The 20,969-nt window shown below is 72.4% G+C and carries 19 protein-coding genes, 1 tRNA gene and 1 rRNA gene; 11 read left to right on the forward strand and 10 right to left on the reverse strand.

Going from position 1 to position 20,969, the window contains the following annotated elements:
• Positions 1-89: ribosomal RNA gene (gene rrf / locus AB0F58_RS06220) — 5S ribosomal RNA — on the forward strand; the annotation flags it as partial.
• Positions 90-243: 154 nt separating this feature from the next.
• Complete coding sequence (locus AB0F58_RS06225) at positions 244-870, forward strand: NAD(P)-binding domain-containing protein (RefSeq protein ID WP_357138789.1); 627 nt, start codon at positions 244-246, stop codon at positions 868-870.
• 197 nt (positions 871-1,067) lie between these two features.
• On the opposite strand, the gene AB0F58_RS06230 is transcribed toward AB0F58_RS06225, so the two are convergent.
• Complete coding sequence (locus tag AB0F58_RS06230) at positions 1,068-2,909, reverse strand: VanW family protein (RefSeq protein ID WP_357140352.1); 1,842 nt, start codon at positions 2,907-2,909, stop codon at positions 1,068-1,070.
• Positions 2,910-3,069: 160 nt separating this feature from the next.
• Between AB0F58_RS06230 and nudC the strand changes: the two genes are divergently transcribed.
• From nudC to AB0F58_RS06245, 3 genes are all read left to right on the forward strand, one after another.
• Entirely contained in the window at positions 3,070-4,065 is a 996-nt protein-coding gene (nudC, locus tag AB0F58_RS06235) for an NAD(+) diphosphatase (RefSeq protein WP_357138792.1), read from the forward strand.
• A gap of 390 nt (positions 4,066-4,455) precedes the next feature.
• Entirely contained in the window at positions 4,456-5,058 is a 603-nt protein-coding gene (locus tag AB0F58_RS06240) for a DUF6230 family protein (protein ID WP_357138795.1), read from the forward strand.
• Positions 5,059-5,147: 89 nt separating this feature from the next.
• Positions 5,148-6,758, forward strand: coding sequence for a DUF6114 domain-containing protein (locus tag AB0F58_RS06245; protein ID WP_357138798.1), 1,611 nt, complete (start codon positions 5,148-5,150; stop codon positions 6,756-6,758).
• A gap of 52 nt (positions 6,759-6,810) precedes the next feature.
• Here AB0F58_RS06245 and AB0F58_RS06250 read toward each other — a convergent pair whose 3' ends face one another.
• Positions 6,811-8,481, reverse strand: a complete 1,671-nt coding sequence (locus AB0F58_RS06250; RefSeq protein WP_357138801.1) for a DUF885 domain-containing protein — start codon at positions 8,479-8,481, stop codon at positions 6,811-6,813.
• Between the two features lie 155 nt (positions 8,482-8,636).
• Between AB0F58_RS06250 and AB0F58_RS06255 the strand changes: the two genes are divergently transcribed.
• Entirely contained in the window at positions 8,637-9,620 is a 984-nt protein-coding gene (locus tag AB0F58_RS06255; RefSeq protein ID WP_357138804.1) for a DMT family transporter, read from the forward strand.
• A 39-nt stretch (positions 9,621-9,659) separates the two neighbouring features.
• On the opposite strand, the gene AB0F58_RS06260 is transcribed toward AB0F58_RS06255, so the two are convergent.
• The 3 genes from AB0F58_RS06260 to AB0F58_RS06270 form a co-directional block, all read right to left on the reverse strand.
• A complete protein-coding gene (locus AB0F58_RS06260; protein ID WP_357138807.1) occupies positions 9,660-10,733 on the reverse strand; it encodes a PHP domain-containing protein in 1,074 nt (357 codons plus the stop codon).
• Positions 10,734-11,029: 296 nt separating this feature from the next.
• Complete coding sequence (locus AB0F58_RS06265) at positions 11,030-13,918, reverse strand: glycosyl hydrolase (protein ID WP_357138810.1); 2,889 nt, start codon at positions 13,916-13,918, stop codon at positions 11,030-11,032.
• A gap of 159 nt (positions 13,919-14,077) precedes the next feature.
• Positions 14,078-14,773, reverse strand: coding sequence for a M23 family metallopeptidase (locus AB0F58_RS06270; RefSeq protein ID WP_357140354.1), 696 nt, complete (start codon positions 14,771-14,773; stop codon positions 14,078-14,080).
• 104 nt (positions 14,774-14,877) lie between these two features.
• Between AB0F58_RS06270 and AB0F58_RS06275 the strand changes: the two genes are divergently transcribed.
• From AB0F58_RS06275 to AB0F58_RS06290, 4 genes are all read left to right on the forward strand, one after another.
• Complete coding sequence (locus AB0F58_RS06275; protein ID WP_357138813.1) at positions 14,878-15,264, forward strand: hypothetical protein; 387 nt, start codon at positions 14,878-14,880, stop codon at positions 15,262-15,264.
• A gap of 112 nt (positions 15,265-15,376) precedes the next feature.
• Positions 15,377-15,544, forward strand: coding sequence for a hypothetical protein (locus AB0F58_RS06280; RefSeq protein ID WP_357138815.1), 168 nt, complete (start codon positions 15,377-15,379; stop codon positions 15,542-15,544).
• A gap of 128 nt (positions 15,545-15,672) precedes the next feature.
• Complete coding sequence (locus AB0F58_RS06285; protein ID WP_357138818.1) at positions 15,673-16,191, forward strand: tRNA adenosine deaminase-associated protein; 519 nt, start codon at positions 15,673-15,675, stop codon at positions 16,189-16,191.
• A gap of 263 nt (positions 16,192-16,454) precedes the next feature.
• Positions 16,455-16,967 carry a nucleoside deaminase gene (locus tag AB0F58_RS06290; protein WP_357140357.1) on the forward strand — a complete coding sequence of 171 codons (513 nt, stop codon included), beginning with the start codon at positions 16,455-16,457 and terminating at the stop codon, positions 16,965-16,967.
• A 74-nt stretch (positions 16,968-17,041) separates the two neighbouring features.
• On the opposite strand, the gene deoD is transcribed toward AB0F58_RS06290, so the two are convergent.
• On the reverse strand, positions 17,042-17,749 hold the full coding sequence (gene deoD, locus AB0F58_RS06295) for a purine-nucleoside phosphorylase (protein WP_357138821.1): 708 nt from the start codon (positions 17,747-17,749) through the stop codon (positions 17,042-17,044).
• A 75-nt stretch (positions 17,750-17,824) separates the two neighbouring features.
• Between deoD and AB0F58_RS06300 the strand changes: the two genes are divergently transcribed.
• Positions 17,825-17,911: transfer RNA gene (locus tag AB0F58_RS06300), tRNA-Ser, on the forward strand.
• 101 nt (positions 17,912-18,012) lie between these two features.
• On the opposite strand, the gene AB0F58_RS06305 is transcribed toward AB0F58_RS06300, so the two are convergent.
• The 4 genes from AB0F58_RS06305 to AB0F58_RS06320 form a co-directional block, all read right to left on the reverse strand.
• Positions 18,013-18,369 carry a transcriptional regulator gene (locus tag AB0F58_RS06305; RefSeq protein ID WP_357138824.1) on the reverse strand — a complete coding sequence of 119 codons (357 nt, stop codon included), beginning with the start codon at positions 18,367-18,369 and terminating at the stop codon, positions 18,013-18,015.
• On the reverse strand, positions 18,366-18,980 hold the full coding sequence (locus AB0F58_RS06310; protein ID WP_357138827.1) for a hypothetical protein: 615 nt from the start codon (positions 18,978-18,980) through the stop codon (positions 18,366-18,368). Before AB0F58_RS06310 ends, AB0F58_RS06305 begins: the two co-directional genes overlap by 4 nt.
• 230 nt (positions 18,981-19,210) lie before the next feature.
• Positions 19,211-20,008, reverse strand: a complete 798-nt coding sequence (locus tag AB0F58_RS06315; protein WP_357138830.1) for an ABC transporter permease — start codon at positions 20,006-20,008, stop codon at positions 19,211-19,213.
• Positions 20,005-20,961: an ATP-binding cassette domain-containing protein gene (locus AB0F58_RS06320; RefSeq protein ID WP_357138832.1), complete on the reverse strand. Its 957-nt coding sequence runs from the start codon at positions 20,959-20,961 to the stop codon at positions 20,005-20,007. The genes AB0F58_RS06315 and AB0F58_RS06320 overlap by 4 nt, the downstream gene beginning before the upstream one ends.
• Positions 20,962-20,969 lie beyond the last annotated feature (8 nt).

Raw genomic sequence — 20,969 nt, forward strand, 5'->3', positions numbered from 1 at the left:
CCGGTCACATTCCGAACCCGGAAGCTAAGCCCTCCAGCGCCGATGGTACTGCACTCGTGAGGGTGTGGGAGAGTAGGACACCGCCGGACTTCTTTCACGAGGGCCACCCCGTTATCGGGGTGGCCCTCGTTGCGTTGCCCGAAAGAAGTGTCGTTTCCTGGGGGAATCACCCTGACCCTCCGGGGTATCTGCTCTCTGTCCCGACCCGTACCGCCGTACCGGCGGAGGTAGGAGAGAGCGCTCATGAGGATCGGCATCATCGGCTCGGGCCACATCGGTGGCACCCTGACCCGGCGGCTGCGCGACCTGGGCCACGACGTGACGGTGGCGAACTCGCGCGGGCCCGACTCGCTGCGTGACCTGGCCGAGGAGACCGGGGCGACCCCGGGCACCGTGGAACAGGCGGCCCGCAGCGGGGACCTCGTGGTGGTGGCGGTGCCACTGAAGGTCGTACCGCAGCTGCCCGCCTCGGCCTTCGAGGGCCGGGTGGTCGTCGATGCCAACAACTACTACCCCCAACGGGACGGGGACGTGCCGGACATCGCGGATCGGAGCCTCACCTCCAGCCGCTGGACGGCCGACTTCCTCAAGGGCGCCCGGGTGGTCAAGGCGTTCAACAACATCCAGGCGCGACACCTGCTGGAGAAGGGCAGTCCGGCCGGTGCCCCGGACCGGATCGCCCTCCCGGTGGCCGGGGACGACCAGGAGGCGAAGCGGCTCGTGATGGAGGTCGTCGACGCGCTCGGGTTCGACCCGGTGGATGCCGGGACCCTGGACGAGAGCTGGCGGCAGCAGCCGGACACCCCGGTCTACGGAACCGACCGGGACGCCGACGGCGTACGGCAGGGACTGGCCGAGGCCCGGCCCTGAGGCGTCCCGGGGAGCGCTGAGGCGTCCGGGCGCGGGCGGGAGCGACGCGCCGCCACGTCACCGGCGTCGGGACGCGACGTCCGAGGCGCCGTCGAGGCGGGCCCGGCGGGAGCAACGCGTCCCGGAAACGGGAGACGCCCCGCCGGTGCAGGGCCGGCGGGGCGTCGTGTGCGGGCGTTCCCGAGGACGTGGCGTTGCTACGGTCCGCAGACGAAGCGCGGCTCGGCCTGGTAGGTCCAGGTGAACTTCTCCCGCTTCACCACCTTGCCGTCCTTACGGATGACCCGGTAGGCGTCCTGGGTGAAGCCGTCGATGCCGTTGGTGGCGATGCAGGACGGTCCTGGCTCCAGGTGGACGACCTTGGGCCTGGTGATGTTCCGCCGTGGGCTGTACTCGGTCCGCACGCTGTCGTACATCTTGGTGCCCCAGATCGCCACGGTCACCGAACCCGACGTGTACGAGGTGTCGATCATGACCCCGTGCGGGGTGTTGTTGCGGAACTTGAAGTCCAGGTCCGGGTAGAAGATCGTCGACTCGATCACCGCGGGGTACCGGCTGAACCAGTACGAGTGCGGCTTGTGTTCGACGTCCTCCAGGCCGGCGTAGTAGATGGCGTTGAACAGGGTGGTGGTGAACTGGGACGTCCCACCGCCGACGCCGGGTACGAGCTTCCCGTTCATGATGACCGGCGCGTCGTGGTAACCCTGCTGGTAGCTGCGCTCACCGGTGTGACCGTTGAGGGAGAACGTCTCGCCCGGCTGGACCACCGTGCCGTCGACGTCCTTGGCGATCTGGACGATGTTCTTGCTGCGGGACGAGGAGAGACCACCGGTGAAGTGGGTGGTGAAGCTGGACACCCGCTCCTTGATGCCGAGCTGGGTGACCTCCTCGGTGGTCAGGTCGGCCTCGACCGGCTTGAGCACCCCGTTGACCGTGCGGCCGTCGGCCTTCGGCAGTACGGCGAGCAGGTCGCGGCTCAGGGCGGCGTCGTCGAGGCGCTGTCCGGCACGGCTCGGGACGGCCTTCGGCCTCCCGCCGGCCAACGTCATCGCGGCGTCCTGGGGTTCCACCTCGATGGCGGCCAGCTTGCCGCCCAGCGCGGCCCGGAGCTTCTTGACGTCGAGTTTGGGAGTGAGCTTGCCGGTCTTGTCGGCGGGAAAGCTGAGGCTCCGCGCGATCGCCTTCGGCGGGATGGTCACCGACCCCTTGTCGGTGGTCAGCGTGACCGGCGCGGCGACCGCGGGCGCGGCCAGCTCGGTCACCAGGCGGTCGACCTCCTCGGCGGTGGTCGCCGGGTGCTTCTCGACCAGCGGAACGGTTACCGGCTCGGCGCTGAGCCAGCCCGCGCGCACCGCCTCGGCGGAGGCCTGCCCGTCGACGGTGAGGGCGGGCTTCGGGTGGACCTTTTTCGGGGTGGTGCCGCTGTAGGTGATCTTCGGCATGGTCATCTTGCGGCCCTGCGGGCCGACCGCCGCCTCCAGCACGGTCTCGAGCCGGGCGGCGTCGACCGTCACCACCGGCTCGACCGTACGGGAGCCGAAGAGGCGGCTGAGCGGGGCGGCCTGGGCCTCGACGGCCGCCGCCACGGTCGCGTCCACGTCCACCGTCAGCCCGACGTCGGCCGGCCTGATCTCGGTGGTCCGGTCGCCGACGCGTACCGGCACGGGAGCGGTGAGTGTGACGGCCCGGCGGTCCAGTTCGGCCCGGAGCGCCCGGGCCGCATCCGCCCGGCTCTTGCCGCCCACCTCGGTGCCGAGGACGGTGGTGCCGCGCGGGACCTCACCGGCGTACGCGTAACCGCTCGCGCCGGCCCCGGCGGCGAGCAGTACGGTCGCCAGCCCGGCGGCGAGCACCACCTGTCGCCGTCGTCGCGGGCGGGAGGGGGGAGCGGCCGGATCCGGTGCCGGACCGGCGGGGGCCGGCCCGGCGGCAGGCGGGGGCGGCCCGGCGTCGGTGGCGGGCCAGGTGACCGCGGTGACCTGGACGGTCGGCCGGTCGTCGGCGGGAGGCAGCTTGTCGCCGTACAGAGTCACAGGCAGAACCTCGATCGGACGTACCACGGGGGGAGCGGGGAACTCCCCGGTGAACGACTACGGTAACCAACGCCGAGGGGCCTTCGGCAGTGCGCATCACCACGCAGGTCGGTACGCGTGTCGCTCCGGATCGCGCCGGTGCCCTCGGTCATGGCACGGTGACGGGATGCGGAGCGACGGCGGCGGATCGACCTACGGTGGCGGCTGGCTGGACCGGGCCGGGGCGCGGCGTGACGACGCGGGGTGGCTGGAGTCGTTGCTGCGCGCGCCGGACACCGGGGTCCTGGTGCTCTGGCGGGACCGCTGCCTGGTGACGGGTGGGGGCACCCGGCCGGTAAGGGTGCCGGCCCCCGACGCCGCCGGGCTGCTCGCCGAGGCCGGCGAGGTGGTCTTCCTCGGTGTCGACGACCGGGTCGAGGTGGTGCCCGACGTCACCCCGGCCGGGGCCGGGAGGCCCGGTGCCGGGTGTCTCGGCAGTGGCGGGGCGGTCTTCGCCGCAGATCTCTCGGAGCTGACCGAGGCACGGGCGTTGACCCTGGCGGGTGCGGACGCGACGGTGGACGTACGGGCGATCGTGGGGGCGCTGAGCGCGGCCGAGGCGGCTCTCCAGGCGTACGCCAGGGGTCTGCTGCACTGGCACCGGCAGCAGCGGTTCTGCGGAGCCTGCGGGGCGGTGACGGCCCCTGTGTCGGGTGGGCACGCCCGGCGGTGTGCCGGTACGGATTGCGGTCGGGTGCTCTTCCCCCGGATCGAGCCGGCGGTCATCGTGCTGGTCGAGGCGCCCGAGCCGCCCGCCCGGTGCCTGCTGGCCCGGCACGCCGGTGCGGGACCGGAGGGCTGGTCGACGCTGGCCGGATTCGTGGAGGTGGGCGAGAGCCTGGAGGACGCGGTGCGCCGGGAGCTGGCCGAGGAGGCCGGGGTGTCGGTGCGGGAGATGTCCTACCAGGGGTCGCAGGCCTGGCCCTTCCCGGCGGGGCTGATGGTGGGGTTCCGCGCGGTCGCGACGTCGGACCGGTTCCGGGTCGACGGGGTGGAGTTGCGGGAGGCGCGCTGGTTCTCCCGGACCGAGCTACGTGGGTGGCTGGCCGACGGGCGGGCGCTGGGCCGGCCGGACGCGATCGACCGGCGGTTGCTGCACGACTGGGTGGCGGCAGGCGAATGATCACTACCGGACGGCCGTGGTCCATCCCCCGGACGGGTGGTCGTCGATCACCCTCAGCGGTTTGTCAGGCAGCCGTTTCCAAAATGTGACCTGTCAATGGAACGACTACCGATGGTGAGGTCGGTGGAGGCGCCCTGTGGCAATCGGAGTGGTTTGCCCGGTGCGGGTGCCGGCACGTTCTCACCGCCGGTAAGGGAATTGCGATCTTCGATGTCACGGCAGAGTTACCGGCGGGTAGCAAGGGCCTTGTGACGTCCGTCGCCACGCGCGACCATCCAATCCGCACGCTGCGCACGGCCAGCAGCACAGTGGGTCCCGTGGCGCCGCGTGGTGCTCCCCCCGCAGTCCCGGCGCCGCCCCGCGTCCGGTGACCCCTCTCGAGGAGGACCCGTGCAGGAATCGACCGACTCCCCGACCCAGGGCGGCGTGCGCTGGCGTCGGTTCGCCGCCATGCTGGTGCCCACCACCGTCGTCGCCGGTGCCATCGTCGTCGGGATGGCGAACGGTGCCATCGCGGCGTCCTTCGCCGTTTCCGGACAGACGTTCAAGGTCAGCGCCTCCAAGCTGGAGGGCGACGGCTTCAAGCAGTACGGCGGCATGGTCGAGGAGAAGGACGGCACCGCCCACCCGGTCGCCGTCTCGGAGATCACCAGGGCCAAGCTCCACAACCTCTGCCAGTCGGTGAAGATCCCGAACATGCCGATCGTGCTCACCATCAACGCCGGTGGTGGCGGCACCCCGGCCACCGCCGATGGGCTGCTGATCGACATGGACTCGCTGGAGGGCGACGCCACCTTCTCGAATATCAAGATCGGACGGGACGCCACCGACCTGAACGGGAAGGCCACGCCGAAGTCGTTCGGGCAGAGCGCGGACAGCGTGGTGATCAACGACCTGAAGCAGGTGGCCCGCTCGACCAGCGCCGGCACCTTCACCCTCACCGGGCTCAAGCTGAAGGTGAACGTCGGCGCCGAGGCCAGGGAGTGCTTCTGAGGTGACGCCGGGGCCCACGCGGACACCGCCGTGGGCCCCACGGCCCGTCCCCTCCGGCCCCCACCACCAGAGCCGCCCAGGAGGCGCACGTGACAAGCGCGGACCCGCAGCATGCCCGTCCGGGCGGGTTCACCCAGGCAAGGGGAAGGTTCCACCGGTGGCGGCGGAGCCGACCGTTCTGGGGCGGACTGCTGACCGCCCTGGCCGGTGTGCAGATCTTCGGCACCACCCAGATGAGCCTCGGCGGCCTGACGTTCCAGATGGGACCGACCGGGTTTCTCTCCTGGGTGATCCCCACCGTCCTGGTGGCCTGCGGGATGTTCATGTGGTTCACCCCGCAGCACCGGATGTTCTACGCCGTCGTCGCGGCGGTCACCGCCCTGTTCTCGCTGATCGGGGTCAACCTCGGCGGCTTCTTCGTCGGCCTGGTGCTGGGCATGGTCGGCAGCGCACTCGGCTTCGCCTGGGTCCCCGCCCGTGCACCCGCCGCCCCGGCCCGGGAGGCGGCGTCCGCCGGGCCGCTGCCCGCCGTCGCGCCGTCCGCTGTCGCGCCGTCCGTCGGTGTGCCGTCGGTCGGGCCGGGACCGGCGAACCCGCCGGAGACCGACGACCGGGACCGGACCCTGGTCGACGAGATCATGCCCGTCGAGCGGGAGGCCGGGCTCTCCCCCCGCGATCCCCGGTTCCTCGCCGGGGCGGTGGCCCTGCTCAGCCTCGGTGTGGCCGGCCTGCTCGGCCTGAACGGCCCGACGGCGGTGCGGGCCGCGCCGGCCGGGTCCGCCTGCCCGACCCCGACCGCGCCGGCCACGTCCGGCCCGACCCCGACCGCGTCGGCTCCGTCCAGCCCGACCCCGACCGCGTCGGCTCCGTCCGGCGCGCCGGACCCGTCCGCCACCTCCGGCGACGACACGCCCGACCCCGACCCCGGTACGGCTCTCCCGACCACGCCCGCCGGATCGGACGACGGCCCGGTCACGCCCGCCGCACCCGACGCCACCCCGGCCACCGACGTCGTCGGGGCGACCGGGAACCTCCGGACCGGAGACGACGCCCGAGCGCGGCCGGCGCCGATCCCGGCACCGGTCGCGGCCACCCCGGGCACCGCCCCCGGCGGAACGCCCACGGCGCGTCCCGCCCCGGCCGGGACGTCCACCACCCCGCCGACCTGCGCGACCCCCACCCCGGACGACCCCGACGACCCGGAGCAGCCCGGTCCGGTCCAGCCGGGCAGGCCGCTGCCCCGGATCGACGCCGAGCCGGGACAGCCCACGGTGGGCACGCCGTCGAAGCTCACCGGCTCGAAGGTGGTGATGACCGGGATCCGCTTCGAGGGGGTCGTCGACCTGCGGACCGTCGACGGCACGCTGCGCGCGTTGAAGTTCAGCATGCGCCGGGCGGTCACCGACGACTTCGCGCTCCAGTCGACCGGAACCGCCGGGCGTCCGTTGCGGTACGCCACCGACCAGCTCACCGTCGACGGCGACGTGGCCTTCTACGCCACCCGGTTCACCGGTCGGCTCACCCTGCTCGGCGGCCCCGGCCTGGTCACCGTCACGCTCACGCCGGACCTGCCGTTCCCGGACGGCATCCCGATCACCGCGCCGCAGCTCGTCTTCCAGGACCCGGTGATGGACCTGGCCTACGTCGACTGTGACGTGCTCACCACCGGCGACGAACCGCTCCGGCTGACCCTGCCGTGAACCGGCCGGCGACCGGGCCGGACGTCTCCGCCGCCCCGGTCGCCGCCGATGCTCAGAGGCGGGCGAGCGCCCGGCGCAGCGGGTCGAGTCCGAGCGCGCCCAGGTCGAGCGCCTGCCGGTGGAACTCCCGCAGGTCGAACTCGGCGCCCTTGCGGGTCTTCGCCTCGTCCCTGGCCTGGAGCCAGATCCGCTCACCGACCTTGTACGACGGGGCCTGCCCCGGCCAGCCCAGGTAGCGGTTCAGCTCGAAGCGCAGGTTCTCGTCGGGCACCCGGCAGTGCGCGCGCATGAACTCCCAGCCCAGCTCCGGCGTCCAGCGCTCACCCGGCCGGAAGCCGAACGGGTTGTCCCGGGGGATCTCCAGTTCCAGGTGCATGCCGATGTCGACGATGACCCGGGCTGCCCGGAACGCCTGCGCGTCGAGCATGCCGAGCCGGTCACCCGGGTCCGCCAGGTAACCCAGCTCGTCCATCAGGCGTTCGGCGTAGAGTGCCCAGCCCTCACCGTGACCGGAAACCCAGCAGAGCAGCCGCTGCCAGCGGTTGAGCAGCTCGGCCCGGACGGCGGTCTGCCCGACCTGGAGGTGGTGGCCCGGCACGCCCTCGTGGTAGACCGTGGTCACCTCGCGCCAGGTGGAGAAGTCGGTGACGCCCTGCGGCACGGCCCACCACATCCGACCGGGCCGGGAGAAGTCCTCGCTGGGGCCGGTGTAGTAGATGCCGCCGTCACTGGTCGGGGCGAGGCGGCACTCGATGCGGCGTACCTGCTCGGGGATGTCGAAGTGGGTGCCGTGCAGCTCGTCGACGGCCCGGTCGGCGAGGGCCTGCATCCAGTCCCGGAACGCCTCCTTGCCCTGGATGGTGCGGGCCGGGTCGGCGTCCAGTGCGGCCACCGCCTCGTCGACGGTCGCCCCGGGACCGACGATCCGGCCGGCCGCCGTCCGCATGTCGGCCTCCAGGCGGGCCAGTTCCTCGAAGCCCCAGGCGTACGTCTCGTCCAGGTCGATCTTCGCGCCGAGGAAGTACTGGGAGGCCAGGGCGTAGCGCTCCCGGCCGGCGGCCTGCTTCTCCCGCCCGCGCGGGGCCAACTCGGTGCGGAGGAACCGGCCGAACTCGGCCGTCGCCGCGGTGGCAGCCGCCGCGCCCCGGCGCAGGTCGGCGCCGAGCCTGCCGTCGGCACCGAGCCGCTCGACCAGGCCGTGGAAGAAGTCGTCGCCGTCCGGATCGGTCCAGATGTCGCACTGCTTGGCGACCTCGACCATCTGGGTACGGGAGGAGACGTGGCCGGCGTCGGCCGCCTCGCGCAACGTGGTCTTGTAGCCCTCCAGTGCCCCGGCGAACTGCTGGAGCCGGGTGGCGACGTTCGCCAACGCCTCCTCGCCCTCGGTCGGCATCAGGTCGAAGACCGAGCGGAGGTCGTGCAGGCCGCTGGCGATCACGTTGATCGCGCTGGTCTCCTCGCCCGCGTCGTACCGGGCCAGGGTCAGGCCCAGTCGCTCCTGCATGGCCTCCTTGGCCGTCCGCTCCGCCAGCGTGTCCGGCTCGATGACGTCCAGTTCGGCCAGGGTGCGCCGGTCCAGCTCGGCGCGGGCGGCGTAGCCGTCCGGCGTCAGGTCGTCGAGGCGGTCGTCATGGCCGGCGATGCCGGCGTAGGTGGCACCGGCCGGATTGAGTGCGGCCCACTCCACCACGTACCGGTTCGCGAGGTCGTCGATTCGTCCCACGGGGGAACCCTACGTGACCGGCTGCCCCGACTGTCGACCTTCTTTCCGGCGTGCCCGCTGGTCACCGCCACCACTGTCGGCAGGTTGCGGTGACGCGCGACACGGTGACCGGGTAGCGGCGGACAATGTCGGGGGGCTGGGGCAGAGTGTCAGGAGTGACACCGGACTCCACCCCTGACCGGGCGCCCCTGCGCAGCTGGCTTCCCGGGTTCGTGCTGCTCGCGGCGATCTGGGGCTCCAGTTTCCTGTTCATCAAGATCGGGATCCGGGAGCTGCACCCGCTCTACGTCACCCTGGGACGGGTCGCCACCGGGGCGCTGACCCTCCTCCTGGTGCTCGCCGTGCTCCGCGACCGGCTTCCCCGGGACCGTCGGCTCTGGCTGCACCTCACGGTGGTGGCCGCGTTCGGCGTGGCGCTCCCGTTCACCCTCTTCGGCTACGGCGAGCAGCGGATCCCGTCGATGCTGGCCGGCATCTGGAACGCCACCACCCCGCTGGTCGTGCTGCCGCTGGCGGTGCTGGTGTTCCGGACCGAGCGGTTGACCACGCGGCGGGCCGTCGGCCTCGGGTTGGGCTTCGCCGGGGTGCTGGTGGTGCTCGGGGTCTGGCAGGGCATCGGTGGCGCCACCTTCACCGGGCAACTGATGTGCTTCGGCGCGGCAGCCTGCTACGGCATGGCCATCCCGTACCAGAAGCGGTTCGTCGCGGGCCGCGCCGAGTCGGGGCTGGCCCTGTCCGCGGCGCAGTTGCTGATCGCCACCGTCCAACTGGCGGTGGTGGCCCCGCTGGTGGCGGGGGCACCGCCCGAGCCCAGCGCGCTCTCCTGGGACGTGCTGGGCAGCGTGCTGGCGCTCGGGGCCCTCGGCACCGGGCTGGCCTTCGTGATCAACATGCACAACATCCGGTTGATCGGCGCGAGTGCGGCATCCACGGTCACCTACCTGATCCCGGTCTTCGCGGTGCTCATCGGCGCGTTGGCCCTCGACGAGACGCCCACCTGGCACCAGCCGGTCGGGGCGCTGGTCGTGCTGCTCGGGGTGGCGGTGTCGCAGGGCGTCGTCCGGTGGCCGTACCGGGCGGTGCCCGTCGCCGAGGCGCCCGCCGCGCCGGCCGCTCCCACCGTGGCCGCCCCGCACTGACGCCCCACCGGGCCGGGGTTCGGTACGCCCGGCGGGTCCTCAGGTGGGGTCGTGGCTCCGTGCCCAGGCCACCAACTCGTCGGCCGACCGGGTGTTCACCACCCGGTCGGCGGGCACCCCGCACCGGGCGGCCCGTTCACAGCCGAACCGTTGCCAGTCGAGCTGTCCCGGGGCGTGCGCGTCGGTGTTCACGGCGAAGACGCAGCCGGCCTCCAGGGCACGTCGGATCAGCCGCTTCGGCGGGTCCTGCCGCTCCGGCCGCGAGTTGATCTCGACGGCCTTGCCGTGCTCGGCGCAGGCGGCGAAGACCGCGTCGGCGTCGAAGTCGCTCTCCGGCCGGGTACGCGCCCGGTGCGCCCGGTCGCCCGGCCCCTTCACCCCGGCCGGTCGGGACGACACCATCCGCCCGGTGCAGTGACCGAGGATGTCCAGGTGCGGGTTGGCGACGGCGGCGAGCATCCGTCGGGTCATCCTCGCCCGGTCGTCGTTCAGGCCACTGTGCACCGAGCCGACCACCACGTCCAGCCGGGCCAGCAGCTCGTCGGACTGGTCGAGCGAGCCGTCGGCGAGGATGTCCACCTCGATCCCGGTGAGGATCCGGAACCCCTCCGGCAGCGCGTCGTTGAGGTGCGCCACGTGGTCGAGCTGGCGGCGCAGCCGGTCGGCGGTCAGCCCCCGGGCGACCGTGAGCCGGGGCGAGTGGTCGGTGAGCACCAGGTACTCGTGGCCCAGTTCCGCTGCGGCGAGGGCCATCTCCTCGATCGGCGACCCGCCGTCGGACCAGTCGGAGTGGGTGTGGCAGTCGCCGCGCAGCGCCGTACGCAGCTCGGTGGCGGTGGCGTCCAGGTCGGTGCCCTCGGTGGCGGCCAGCCGGCGCAGGTAGACCGGCTCCTCGCCGGCCAGCGACTCGACCACGCAGCGGGCGGTGACGTCACCGACCCCGGTCAGCTCGGTGAGCCTGCCGGTGCGGGCCCGTTCGGCCAGTTCCCCGGCGGGCAGGGCGGCGAGGGTCGTGGCCGCGGAGCGGAACGCGCGTACCCGGTAGGTGGCCTCGTTCGCCCGTTCCAGCAGGAACGCGACGCGGCGCAGGTCGGCGACGGGATCCCGGCTCACCCTGCGAACCTACGCCCCCGTTCCGGGTTGCGCCCGTCCTTCCGCCCTGCCTCGCGGGCGGGTCGCGCTCGTCGGGCCGGTCGTCCCCCGGATACGGCGGGGGCGGCCGTCCCCCCGGATGCCGGCGGCGCGGTCGTCCCCCGGAGATCGGCGGGACGGTCCTCTCCCTGACATCGCGGGGACGGTCCTCTTCCTTGCATCGCGGGGACGGTCCTCCCCCTGGTCGGCGGGGCCGACGGAACCGGGGGCCGTCGTGGCCAGCGCCACGACGGCCCCCGGGCCGGTTGGTACGCCGATCAGGCGTGGGGGAGCCGGAGGACCGACTGGTTGCCCACACCGAGGGTGGTCGGGTTTCCGCCGATGGCCGACCAGACCTCCAGCTTCACGGTGCCGTTGCGCAGGTTGCCGTGGCTGCCGGTGGCCGTGAGAAGGCCCTGGTTCTGGGTGTAGTGCTCGTATCCCTGGACCGGGTCGGTGGCGAAGTAGCGGAAGGTCTCCACCCGCTCGAAGGTGCCGTCACCGGTCAGGTCGTACGAGGCGCGCAGCTGCACACCGTTGCCGACCGCCGTGCCGGCGTCGAGGAAGAGGTCGAAGCTGCTGTTGCCCCCCTGGTAGGTGAGGTTGACGCCGGTCGCGGTGAAGACCAGCGCGTTGGTCGGTCGTCCGTCGTGGTTGCCGTTCGCGGCGGCGATCGAGGCGGTGCCCGCCGTGCCGGCGCCCGCGAGACCGCCCCCGGCGAGCAGGTAGCGGGTCGGGGAGCCCGGCGTGCCGGTCGGGGTGGGGGTCGGGGTCGGGCTGGACGTGGGCGTCGCGGTCGGCGTGGGAGTCGGGTTCACTCCGCCGCCGGCGTTGCCGCCGCTCCAGGTGTGCGCCCCGGTGGTGGCCGTCTTGCCCGCCGCCACGTTGAGCGAGGTGCCGTTGGAGAAGCGGACGGTGATCGGGGAGGAACTGATGTTGCTCGCCACGTAGGTGCGGGCGCCGTTGCGGACGAACACCGCCGCGAGCGGGTGGTTCGCGGTGACCGTCCGGTCGACGTTGCCCAGGGCGGCGAGGTTGCGTACCCAGTGGAAGGTGTGCGCCCTGCTCTCGCCCTCCTCGGGGGTGTAACCGGGGTTGGCGCGGAGTTTGGCCAGGGCCGCGTCCGGGTCGCCGAGTGCGAGGAACTGCCAGAGGATGTCCTGCCAGACGGTGGGCTCACCGCCGTTGTTGCGGACCAGTTCGGCGTAGTTCGTCGAGTTGTACGCCGGCCGGTAGCCCATGTACAGGTGACCACCGGTGACCGGGAGCATGTTGATGCCCTGGATCATCTCCGGGTCGGCGCTGAACCAGGTGGCGTACGCGCCGCCGTCGCCCCAGACCATGCCGACCGTGGAGTGGCCGAACGCGGCCGGGAAGTTCTCGTTGTCGACGTCGAACCAGTACTCGTTGATCGCCGCCGCCTGGGTGGTGTACATCCAGATGCCGGCGTCCCGGACGGCGGTGTCGCCGGTGGCCTGACCCCACTGGATCAGGGCGTTGGCGAAGTTCATTCCCTCCGACGAGGACTCCTGGTTGTTGCCGGAGGCGAACGAGCCGTGCCCGGAGGCCCAGTCGTGGCCGGCGTAGATGTCGAAGTCCCGCAGGTACGGGAAGCGGGTGTCGCTGCGGACGTAGTTGTTGGCGTCCCGGATCAGCAGGTCGACCATGCCGCCGTACTGGTCCGCACGGGCCCAGGTCGGGTCGAACTTGGCCAGCGTCGCGGCGGCGGCGATGTAGTACCCGTAGTGGAAGTGGTGGTCGTTGAGTTCCTGGTCGGACCCGTACGACGCCGGGTAACCGATCAGCGTGCCCCAGTTGCGGTCGTAGTAGAACAGCCGCTCGGTCTTGCCCGCCGAGGCGGTGAACCACTCGGTGAGGGTGCTGCGGATGGCGTTCAGCGCGGCGGTGCGGGTGTCGATGTCACCGACCAGGTCGGCGATCTCGGCGATCCGGGCCGCCCGGCCGAGGCCCTTGCCGGTCCAGTAGGTGTCGTTGCCCCGCTGGTCCATCGGGTTGCCCCGGACGGCGGCGAGGTGGTTGCGCAGGGTGGTCAGGTCGCTGCCGCTGCCGGTGGCGACGGCGGGCAGTTCCGGCATCACCCCGTGGAACTTCATCGACGTCTGGAACTGGTTGACGCCGGTGAGCACCTTCATCCGGCCCCGGGCCGACGGGTAGGTCTGGGCGATCGGGGTGGATCCGGCCAGCGACTTCCAGTGGTGCGGGTAGAGGCTGACCACGGTCCGGTTGGCGCTGCCCTCGCGGGCGGTGGTGGTGAACGCGTACGTCGTCTGGACCGTGCTGGTGGCCTGGTCGTAGCTGTAGGAGACCCGGGTGCCGGTGACGTGGGCGTGCGCGTACTGGCCGTAGGTGGCGGCGAGCGAGGCGCGGGCCGTCGTGTCACTGGTCTGCGGCAGCAGGGCGACCGAGAAGTAGCCCCGGCCGGCCAGGTTGGACGAGATCCGGGTGCCGCTGACCGTCCAGGTCGCACCGGTCGGGGCGTACGCGACGTAGTTGTTGCCGCGGACGGTGAAACCGATGGTGCTGCCGCTGTTCGACCAGACGGTGGGGCTGCCGCCGGTCGCGTTGACCACCGCGTCGCCGCCGCCGGTCTGGAGGTAGGTGAACGGCAGGCCGTGGCCGATGGTGGCCCGCAGGGTGCGGGTGCCGTCGCTCCAGTGCGGGCTGACCGTCCAGTCGGTCCAGCCGTCGACCTTGACGTTCGGTGCGGCGAGCCCGGCGACCCCGACCCGGATGTCCTCCTGGTACGGGTACTTGAACTCGCCGACCCCGGTCGCGGTGCCGGTGATGACCGGGGTGGAGGTGGCCGAGAAGCCGAGGCCGTCGGTGAGCGTGGCGAACGAGATCGGGTGCGCGTGCAGCGGCTCGCTGAACGCGCAGTTGGTCTTCTTCCAGAGCAGGGACGACCACCAGTCGTTGGTGGGCACCGGGCCGCTGGGGGCGTTGGCGGTGACGAACTGGCGGGGGTTGGTGGACATCTGCCCACAGCCGGCGGGGAGCGGGCCGACCGGGTCGGTGGTGTAGCTGCCCCGGCCGACGGTGGCGGCCTCGGCGGGGGTGGTGACGCTGACGGCCAGGCCGCCGACGAGGACGGCCAGGGCTGTCGCCGCGGCCAGCGCCAGCGGGCGGTGGGGGACGGGAGGTTTCATCGGGCCTCCATCGCGCGTCCGACGCCGGTTTGGCCGACTCCGGGGCGCTTGTCAGAAATGGGGGGAAAGGGTGCTGTGAGAGCGCTCTCTCGCTCGGACGGTAGCCGACAAGGCAACACTCGTCAATGTGTCCTACCCGTTAAGCGCCTGAGTGGGCGGTCAGTTGGCCGAGGTCGGAGCGGGTGGACAGCCGTGCTTGCGGTGCCACGTGCGCACCTCGGCGGCGGGCTCCCGGTGCACCCCCCGCCGCCAGGCGTCGAGATAGCGCGCCGGCCAGACCACGCCCCGCCGGATCCACCAGCCGTCCTTTCCGGTGCACGGCGGCGAGATGCCGAAGTGCAGGTGGCAGACGTTGTTCGCGTTGCCCGTCCGGCCCACCAGCCCGAGTTGCTGCCCGGTCCGGACCCGGACCCCGGCGGCCACCCCGTCGGCGACCACGCTCAGGTGGGAGCCGTAGTACCGCACGCCGTCGTCGCCGAGCAGCGAGACGGAGAGACCGCCGTTGTACGGCCCCCTCGGCCCCTGCGGGTCGAAGCGGTCCACCCGGCTCACCTCGAGGATCTCGCCGTCGGTCACCGCGACGACCGGCTCGCCGCAGTCGGCGAAGATGTCCGTGCCCGGGTACGCCGAGTGGGTCGGGTGGTAGCCGACCTTGCGGGACCGCACCGGGAAGGCGTACCGCAGGCCGGTACGGGACGGTGCGGGACGGGCCGTCGGGCTCCCGGTGGCCGCCGGCTGCGTCGCCGTGACGGGGCCGGTCGGCGACCACGACCCGACCGGTCCCGGTGGGGCGGACGTCGGCCGGGTGGTCGCGCACCCGGCCAGCAGCACCGGCACGAGCAGCAGCAGCACCATCGGCCGCGTGGGTCCGTACCCGATCAGTCGCGGCAACACCCGACCATCCTGACAGACCACTACGGTGGGAGGGGGCCCGCCGGGCCCGGGGAGGATCGACGGCGATGACCTGGCAACCCGGCCCGCCGCCCGCGCCGGGCGTGGGGCACCCGGTGGGGCGTACCCCGTCGGGTCTCTTCCCCTCCGGACGCCCCGTCCGCCCGACCTACCGTGAGCCGCATCCGGTCACCGGCAGCGGCGTCGCCGCCGGTGGCGCGGTCGGTGCCGCCTGGCTGCTCTTCTTCGGCCTGCTCGGCGGGGATCTGCGCGGCTACGTCTGGTGGACGGCCGGCGCCGGCCTCGTCGCCTGGGTCGTCGCCCTGGTGCTGGTCCGCTTCGGGGACCGGGGGGCGGGCACCGGCGTGGCGATCGTCACCGCCGGGGGCTGGAGCATCGCCGTGGCCGTGGTGGTGGCGAGCTGGGCGGGCAGCGGGAACTGGCCGCTCTGGTGACGGCGGCGGGCAACCGGCCCAGCGGGCTGCTGCGGTCAGCGTTGCGTGGTCGCTCCGCTGCACTCCGAAGCGCGTCTTGACGTACCTGACAGGACTGGGCCACCCTCGCGTTATGGCCTGGACCACCCAGCGGCTCGACCCCGACCGCAGCCGCCGACGCCTGCAGCTCCTCGCGGAACTGGCCGGGGCCAGAGCGGTCCGCCAGCGGGAGCGACCGCAGCGGGTACGCAGTGAGCGGCTGCGCCAGCTCATCGCCACCCGCCGCCGGGTCGCCGGCTGACCGGAGCGGCGCGACTTTCCCGGGGATCGTCCGCCTCATCGGGGCGTTGACCGACCACCCACCGATGCGACCGGCTACCGTGCACGCGTAACGGGTCGGCACGCGGTGCCGGGTAGTCAGGGGGGACAGTGTCGTACTTCGCCGCGGCTGCGGTACGGGACGCGGGCGGCTGGACCGCCGCCGAGGTGAACCTGCGGGGCGTCACCGATCTCGACGAGGTGGCCGAGCGCCTGCGGGACGTCGAGCCCGACGCCGACCTGTCGTTGCTCTTCGTCGAGGCCGACGACGCGTACCTGGTGGTGCTGCGCCTGGACGAGGGAGTGGACCTGCGGGTCTTCGGCTCCGACTCGGCGTACGCCGAGGAGTCCTGGCTCGGGTCGGTGCTGGTCGGCGACCTGAAGGCATCCGACCTCGACGACGTCGGCGAGGCACGGCGGACGACCGGCAGCGGGGAGAGCGACCAGCCGGCGGTCGACCCCGAGGCCGATCCGGTCGGGGACGCCGATCTCCTCGCCGACCTGGGCATCCCCGCGCAGCGGCTGATCGCCCTCTGTGCCCGGGAAGGGATGCTCCCCGCCGACGTCACCGCCGAGGTGTGCCAGGTGCTCGGCTGCGCCGACGAGGTCGAGGAGATGCGCGAGGTGTGAACGAGCCGCCTCCCGACGGTGGGTCGCCCGCCGCCGACCCCGCACGTCTCCCCGCCGGGCTTCCCCGCGTCGCCGAGCCCTCCTCTGCCGCCGGGCTTCCCCGTGCCGCCGGTGGTGAGCCGGCGGATGCCACCGACCCGGCGCTGGAAACCGTCCGGCCGGGCCAACCCACACCCGGGTACGTCGGCCGGGTCGGACCGGGACCGGAGGAGGGGCTGGCCGACCCGGGCGGTGTCGGCCGGCGGCAGCGCCACGAGTTGTGGATGCGCCGTGCGCTGACGGTCGCCGTCACCGGCCCGGACACCCCGACGGTCGTCCCGGTCGACGCGGTGCTCGACGACCTGGACGGCGTCGACGACGCCCCGGTCGGCGTCGACGACGCCCCGGTCGGCCCGGACGACGTGCCGGTCGGTGCGGTGCTCTACGGCCCGGACGGCGTCGAACTGGCCGTCGGCCGCAACGAGCGGGAACTCACCGGCGACCCGACCGCGCACGCCGAGGTGCTGGCCCTGCGCCGGGGAGCGCAGCGGCTCGGCCGCTGGCGGCTGGACGGCTGCACCCTGGTGGTGACCCTGGAACCGTGCACGATGTGCGCGGGCGCGCTGGTGCTGGCCCGGGTGTCGACGGTGGTCTTCGGGGCCTGGGAGCCGAAGACCGGGGCGGCCGGTTCACTCTGGGACGTGCTGCGCGACCGTCGGCTCAACCACCGCCCCGAGGTGTACGGCGGCGTCCTCGAAACCGAGTCCGCCGCCCTGCTGCGCGCCTTCTTCCGCTGAGAGGGGCGTGCTGCGTCAGCGCGGTGGCAGGGGACCCTCGACGCCGGAAGGGCCCCCTGCCACCACCGCGGTGGTCAGGCCACGATGGTGTCGAGGGCGATCTCGGCCATCTGGGAGAAGGTGTTCTCCCGCTCGGCGGAGGCGGTCTTCTCGCCGGTCTTGATGTGGTCGCTGACGGTGAGCACGGTCAGGGCGCGGGCCCGGAACCGCGCGGCGATCGTGTAGAGCGCCGCCGACTCCATCTCGACCGCCAGCACGCCGTAGTCGGCGAGCCGGTCGTAGAGGTCCGGCCGGTCGGTGTAGAAGGCGTCCGCCGCCAGCACCGGCCCCACCCGCATCGGTACGCCGCGCCGCTCGGCGATCTCGACCGAGGTGCGCAGCAGCCCGAAGTCGGCGACCGGGGCGTAGTCGATGAGCCCGTCGAAGCGCACCCGGTTCATGTTCGAGTCGGTGGCCGAGCCGTTCGCGGCGAGCACGTCGCGCAGTTGCAGGTCCGGGCTGATGGCACCGCAGGAACCGACCCGGATCAGCGACCGGACGCCGTACTCGTTGATCAGCTCGTGGGCGTAGATCGAGGCGGACGGCATGCCCATGCCGGAGCCCTGGACGGAGACCTCGACGCCGTTCCACCGGCCGGTGAAGCCCAGCATGCCCCGAACCGTCGAGTAGCACGTGGCGTCCTCGAGGTAGGTTTCCGCGATCCACTTGGCCCGCAGCGGGTCGCCCGGCAGCAGGACCCGTTCGGCGATCTCTCCCGGCTTCGCGCCGATGTGCACACTCATGACAGGGATCCTGCCAGGCCGACCGGCGGCATACCGGTTCGGCGTCCGGGCCGGTGGTCCTGTACCCTTCTCGGCGGTGGCGTGTCCGAGTGGCCTAAGGAGCACGCCTCGAAAGCGTGTGAGGGTTTACGCCCTCCGCGGGTTCAAATCCCGCCGCCACCGCTCGTGACATGTGGGAACGCCCGGTGAGTCCGTCAGGACTCACCGGGCGTTCCGCTTTCGGTCCCAGATCCTCGTCTCGGTCGGGGTTCTGGCCGGTGCGGCTACTGCCCGTTCGTCGTGTCGACGCGGGCGATGAGCTGTTTCAGCCGCGTGATCTCTTCGGCCAGTGCGGCGTCACCGGCGGCGGTGAGCGAGATCCAGGTCCGGCCGCGGCGTCCGGCGTAACCCTTCTCGATCTGGACCAGGCCGGCCGTCTCCAGCACCCCCAGGTGCTTGGAGAGGTTGCCGGCGGTCAGCTCCAACTGGGTACGCAGAAAGCCGAACTCCACCCGGCGGGCCTCGTGCGCGATGGTAAGGATGCCGAGCCGGATCCGCTGGTGCACCACGTCGTCGAGCCCGGTGGCCGGATGCGGGGCTTCGGTCTCGTCGGGTGCCGGGGTGTCGACGGAGCCGGTCACCGGGGCTGCCGCAGCCGTTGCGCCAGCGCGAAACCGGCACTGCCCAGCAGGAGCACGCCGCCGCTGACGACCAGCATCGGCACGTCCTCCCACCGGCCACTCCAGTGGGCTCCCCAGCGGAAGTCGATCGGCACCAACACCACCGCCAGGTATCCGAGGGCGAACAACAGCAGCGCGACGTGCCGCTCCAGCCAGGCCAGCACCAGCAGGGCCAGCCCGATCGCGCCGGTCGGCGTGAGCAACCGGAACAGTACCTGGACGGAGGTGGAGGGATCGAGGAGCGCCTGCGGGTCGCGGACGATCCAGGCCCCGGCGCCGGCGGCGATGGCGGCGAACGGCACGATCGAGAGCACGACCCCGGTGAGCACGTACGGCAGGACCCGGGCGTCCACCCCCCGGGCCCGGGCCACCCGCAGGTACCCGCCGGCGATCACCGCGTACGCCAGGACTGCGGCTGCCAGCCAGTAGAACTGCGCGGCCGGCTCCCACACCTTGCACACCTGCCCGCCGTCCACCGTCTTGCAGTTGCTGACGACGGGGTGGCCGTACTGGTAGGCGGGGATCGCCCCGAACGTCACCAACGCCAGCACCAGCAGCGGCAACCACGTCACCCGTTGGGCGAGACGAACCCGGCGCGCGAGGCCGCGCGCATCAGCCAACAGCCGGTGGGGGTCACCGGCGACACGAACCGCATCGGAAGTCATGCCAATAGGTTTCCATAGCAAACCGATTGGCGCTAGTGGCATCCGTGGTGGCGTGCCGGAAGCGGTGGGACGTGGCGATGGACGCTGCGGGCCGCGGCGGAACCGGCGCCGGGCGGAGCTCGACGGCGGGGAAGGGCCTACGCCGCGCGGCGGGACTCGCGGTTGAACAGCTTCCTCGACCAGAGGTAGCCGCCGAGGGTGATGACGACGCACCAGCCGACGGCGATGGCCGCGCTGTTCCCGAGCGGCGTGCCCATCAGGAGAGCGCGGATGGTCTCGATGAGCGGGGTGAACGGCTGGTACTCGGCGAACCACCGCAGTGCGGTGGGCATCGAGTCGGTCGGGACGAACCCGCTGCCCAGGAAGGGCAACAGGACCAGGGGCAGTCCGACGTTGCTGGACGACTCCACGGTCCTGCTGGCCAGGCCGAGGGCGACCGACAGCCAGATGAAGGCGAAGCTCATCATCACCAGCACGCCGGTGAGGGCGAGCCAGGCACCCGGACCTGCGGACGGCCGGAAGCCGACGAGCAGGGCGACGCCGACGACCACCGCGATACTGAGCATCGTCTGGACGAGACTGCCGAGGACGTGCCCGGTCAGGACGGAGACGCGGGCGATGGCCATGGTGCGGAACCGGTCGACGATGCCCTCGGTCATGTCCATGGCCACCGAGACGGAGGTGCCCTGCACCGCAGCGGTGATCGTCATCAGGATGATCGCGGGGGTGACGTAGTTGACGTACTCCGCCCGTCCGCCGGAGGGCCCGCCGAGCCCGGCGCCGAGTGTGCCGCCGAAGACGTAGACGAACAGCAGCAGGAAGACGACCGGCATGCCGACGAGCGTGACCGTCATGGACGGATAGCGCGCCATCCGCCGGAGGTTGCGGCGCAGCATCGTCGCCGAGTCGGTCAGTGCGTACGACATGGTGCTCATCGCGTGGTCACCTTCTCGTTCGTGGGACTGCCGGTGAGGGCGAGGAAGACGTCGTCGAGGTCGGGGGTGTGCATGCTCAGCGAGTCGACCTCGACGGCGTTCTCGTCCAGCCGGTCGAGCAGGGCCTTCAGCGCACCGAGGCTGCCGTCGTGCGGCACCCGTAGGGCGAGCGCGTCGCTGTCGCGGGCCGCCGGGCCGACCGCCCGTACCGCGGACTCGAGGTCGCCGGGGTCGGCGAACCGCAACAGGATGTGACCACCGGGGATGCGGCGCTTGAGTTCGTCCGCGGTGCCCTCGGCGACGATCCTGCCGCGGTCGAGTACCGCGATCCGGTCGGCGAGTTCGTCGGCCTCCTCCAGGTACTGCGTGGTGAGGAGGATGGTGACGCCGCCGGCGACCAGCTCCCGCACGATCTGCCACATGCCACGGCGGCTGCGCGGGTCCAGGCCGGTGGTCGGCTCGTCGAGGAAGATCACCTGAGGGGTGCCGACCAGGGTCATCGCGAGGTCGAGCCGTCTGCGCATGCCGCCGGAATAGGTCGCGGCCGGTTTCCCGGCCGCGTCCACCAGGTCGAACTGGTCGAGCAACTCGGCGACCCTGCGCCGGCCCTCCGCCCGGCCCAGGTGGTGCAGGTCGGCCATCAGGGTCAGGTTCTCCTGGCCGGTCAGCAGGTTGTCGACCGCGGAGAACTGGCCGGTGACGCCGATCGCGGCGCGCACCGCGTCGGGCTCCGTGACCAGGTCGTGTCCTGCGATCCGCGCGCTGCCCCCGTCGGCGCGGATCAGCGTGGACAGGATCCGGACCGTGGTGGTCTTGCCCGCTCCGTTCGCGCCGAGCAGCGCCAGAACGGTGCCCCGCGGGACGTTCAGGTCGATCCCGTCGAGGACGACGTAATCGCCGAACGACCTGCGCAGTCCGGTCGCCGCGATCGCCGACGAGGTAGGTGTGGTCATGAAAAGGT

The sequence above is a fragment of the Micromonospora sp. NPDC023956 genome (assembly GCF_040639195.1).
GTDB lineage: Bacteria > Actinomycetota > Actinomycetes > Mycobacteriales > Micromonosporaceae > Micromonospora.

What these genes read in the sequence shown, in the direction of transcription:
- AB0F58_RS06270 (WP_357140354.1), bottom strand. Translation starts at nt 14,773, where the DNA reads ATGGTGCTGCTGCTGCTCGTGCCGGTGCTGCTGGCCGGGTGCGCGACC.
- AB0F58_RS06315 (WP_357138830.1), bottom strand. Translation starts at nt 20,008, where the DNA reads ATGAGCACCATGTCGTACGCACTGACCGACTCGGCGACGATGCTGCGC.
- AB0F58_RS06265 (WP_357138810.1), bottom strand. Translation starts at nt 13,918, where the DNA reads ATGAAACCTCCCGTCCCCCACCGCCCGCTGGCGCTGGCCGCGGCGACA.
- nudC (WP_357138792.1), top strand. Translation starts at nt 3,070, where the DNA reads ATGCGGAGCGACGGCGGCGGATCGACCTACGGTGGCGGCTGGCTGGAC.
- deoD (WP_357138821.1), bottom strand. Translation starts at nt 17,749, where the DNA reads ATGAGTGTGCACATCGGCGCGAAGCCGGGAGAGATCGCCGAACGGGTC.
- AB0F58_RS06290 (WP_357140357.1), top strand. Translation starts at nt 16,455, where the DNA reads ATGCGCCGTGCGCTGACGGTCGCCGTCACCGGCCCGGACACCCCGACG.
- AB0F58_RS06275 (WP_357138813.1), top strand. Translation starts at nt 14,878, where the DNA reads ATGACCTGGCAACCCGGCCCGCCGCCCGCGCCGGGCGTGGGGCACCCG.
- AB0F58_RS06225 (WP_357138789.1), top strand. Translation starts at nt 244, where the DNA reads ATGAGGATCGGCATCATCGGCTCGGGCCACATCGGTGGCACCCTGACC.
- AB0F58_RS06320 (WP_357138832.1), bottom strand. Translation starts at nt 20,961, where the DNA reads ATGACCACACCTACCTCGTCGGCGATCGCGGCGACCGGACTGCGCAGG.
- AB0F58_RS06280 (WP_357138815.1), top strand. Translation starts at nt 15,377, where the DNA reads ATGGCCTGGACCACCCAGCGGCTCGACCCCGACCGCAGCCGCCGACGC.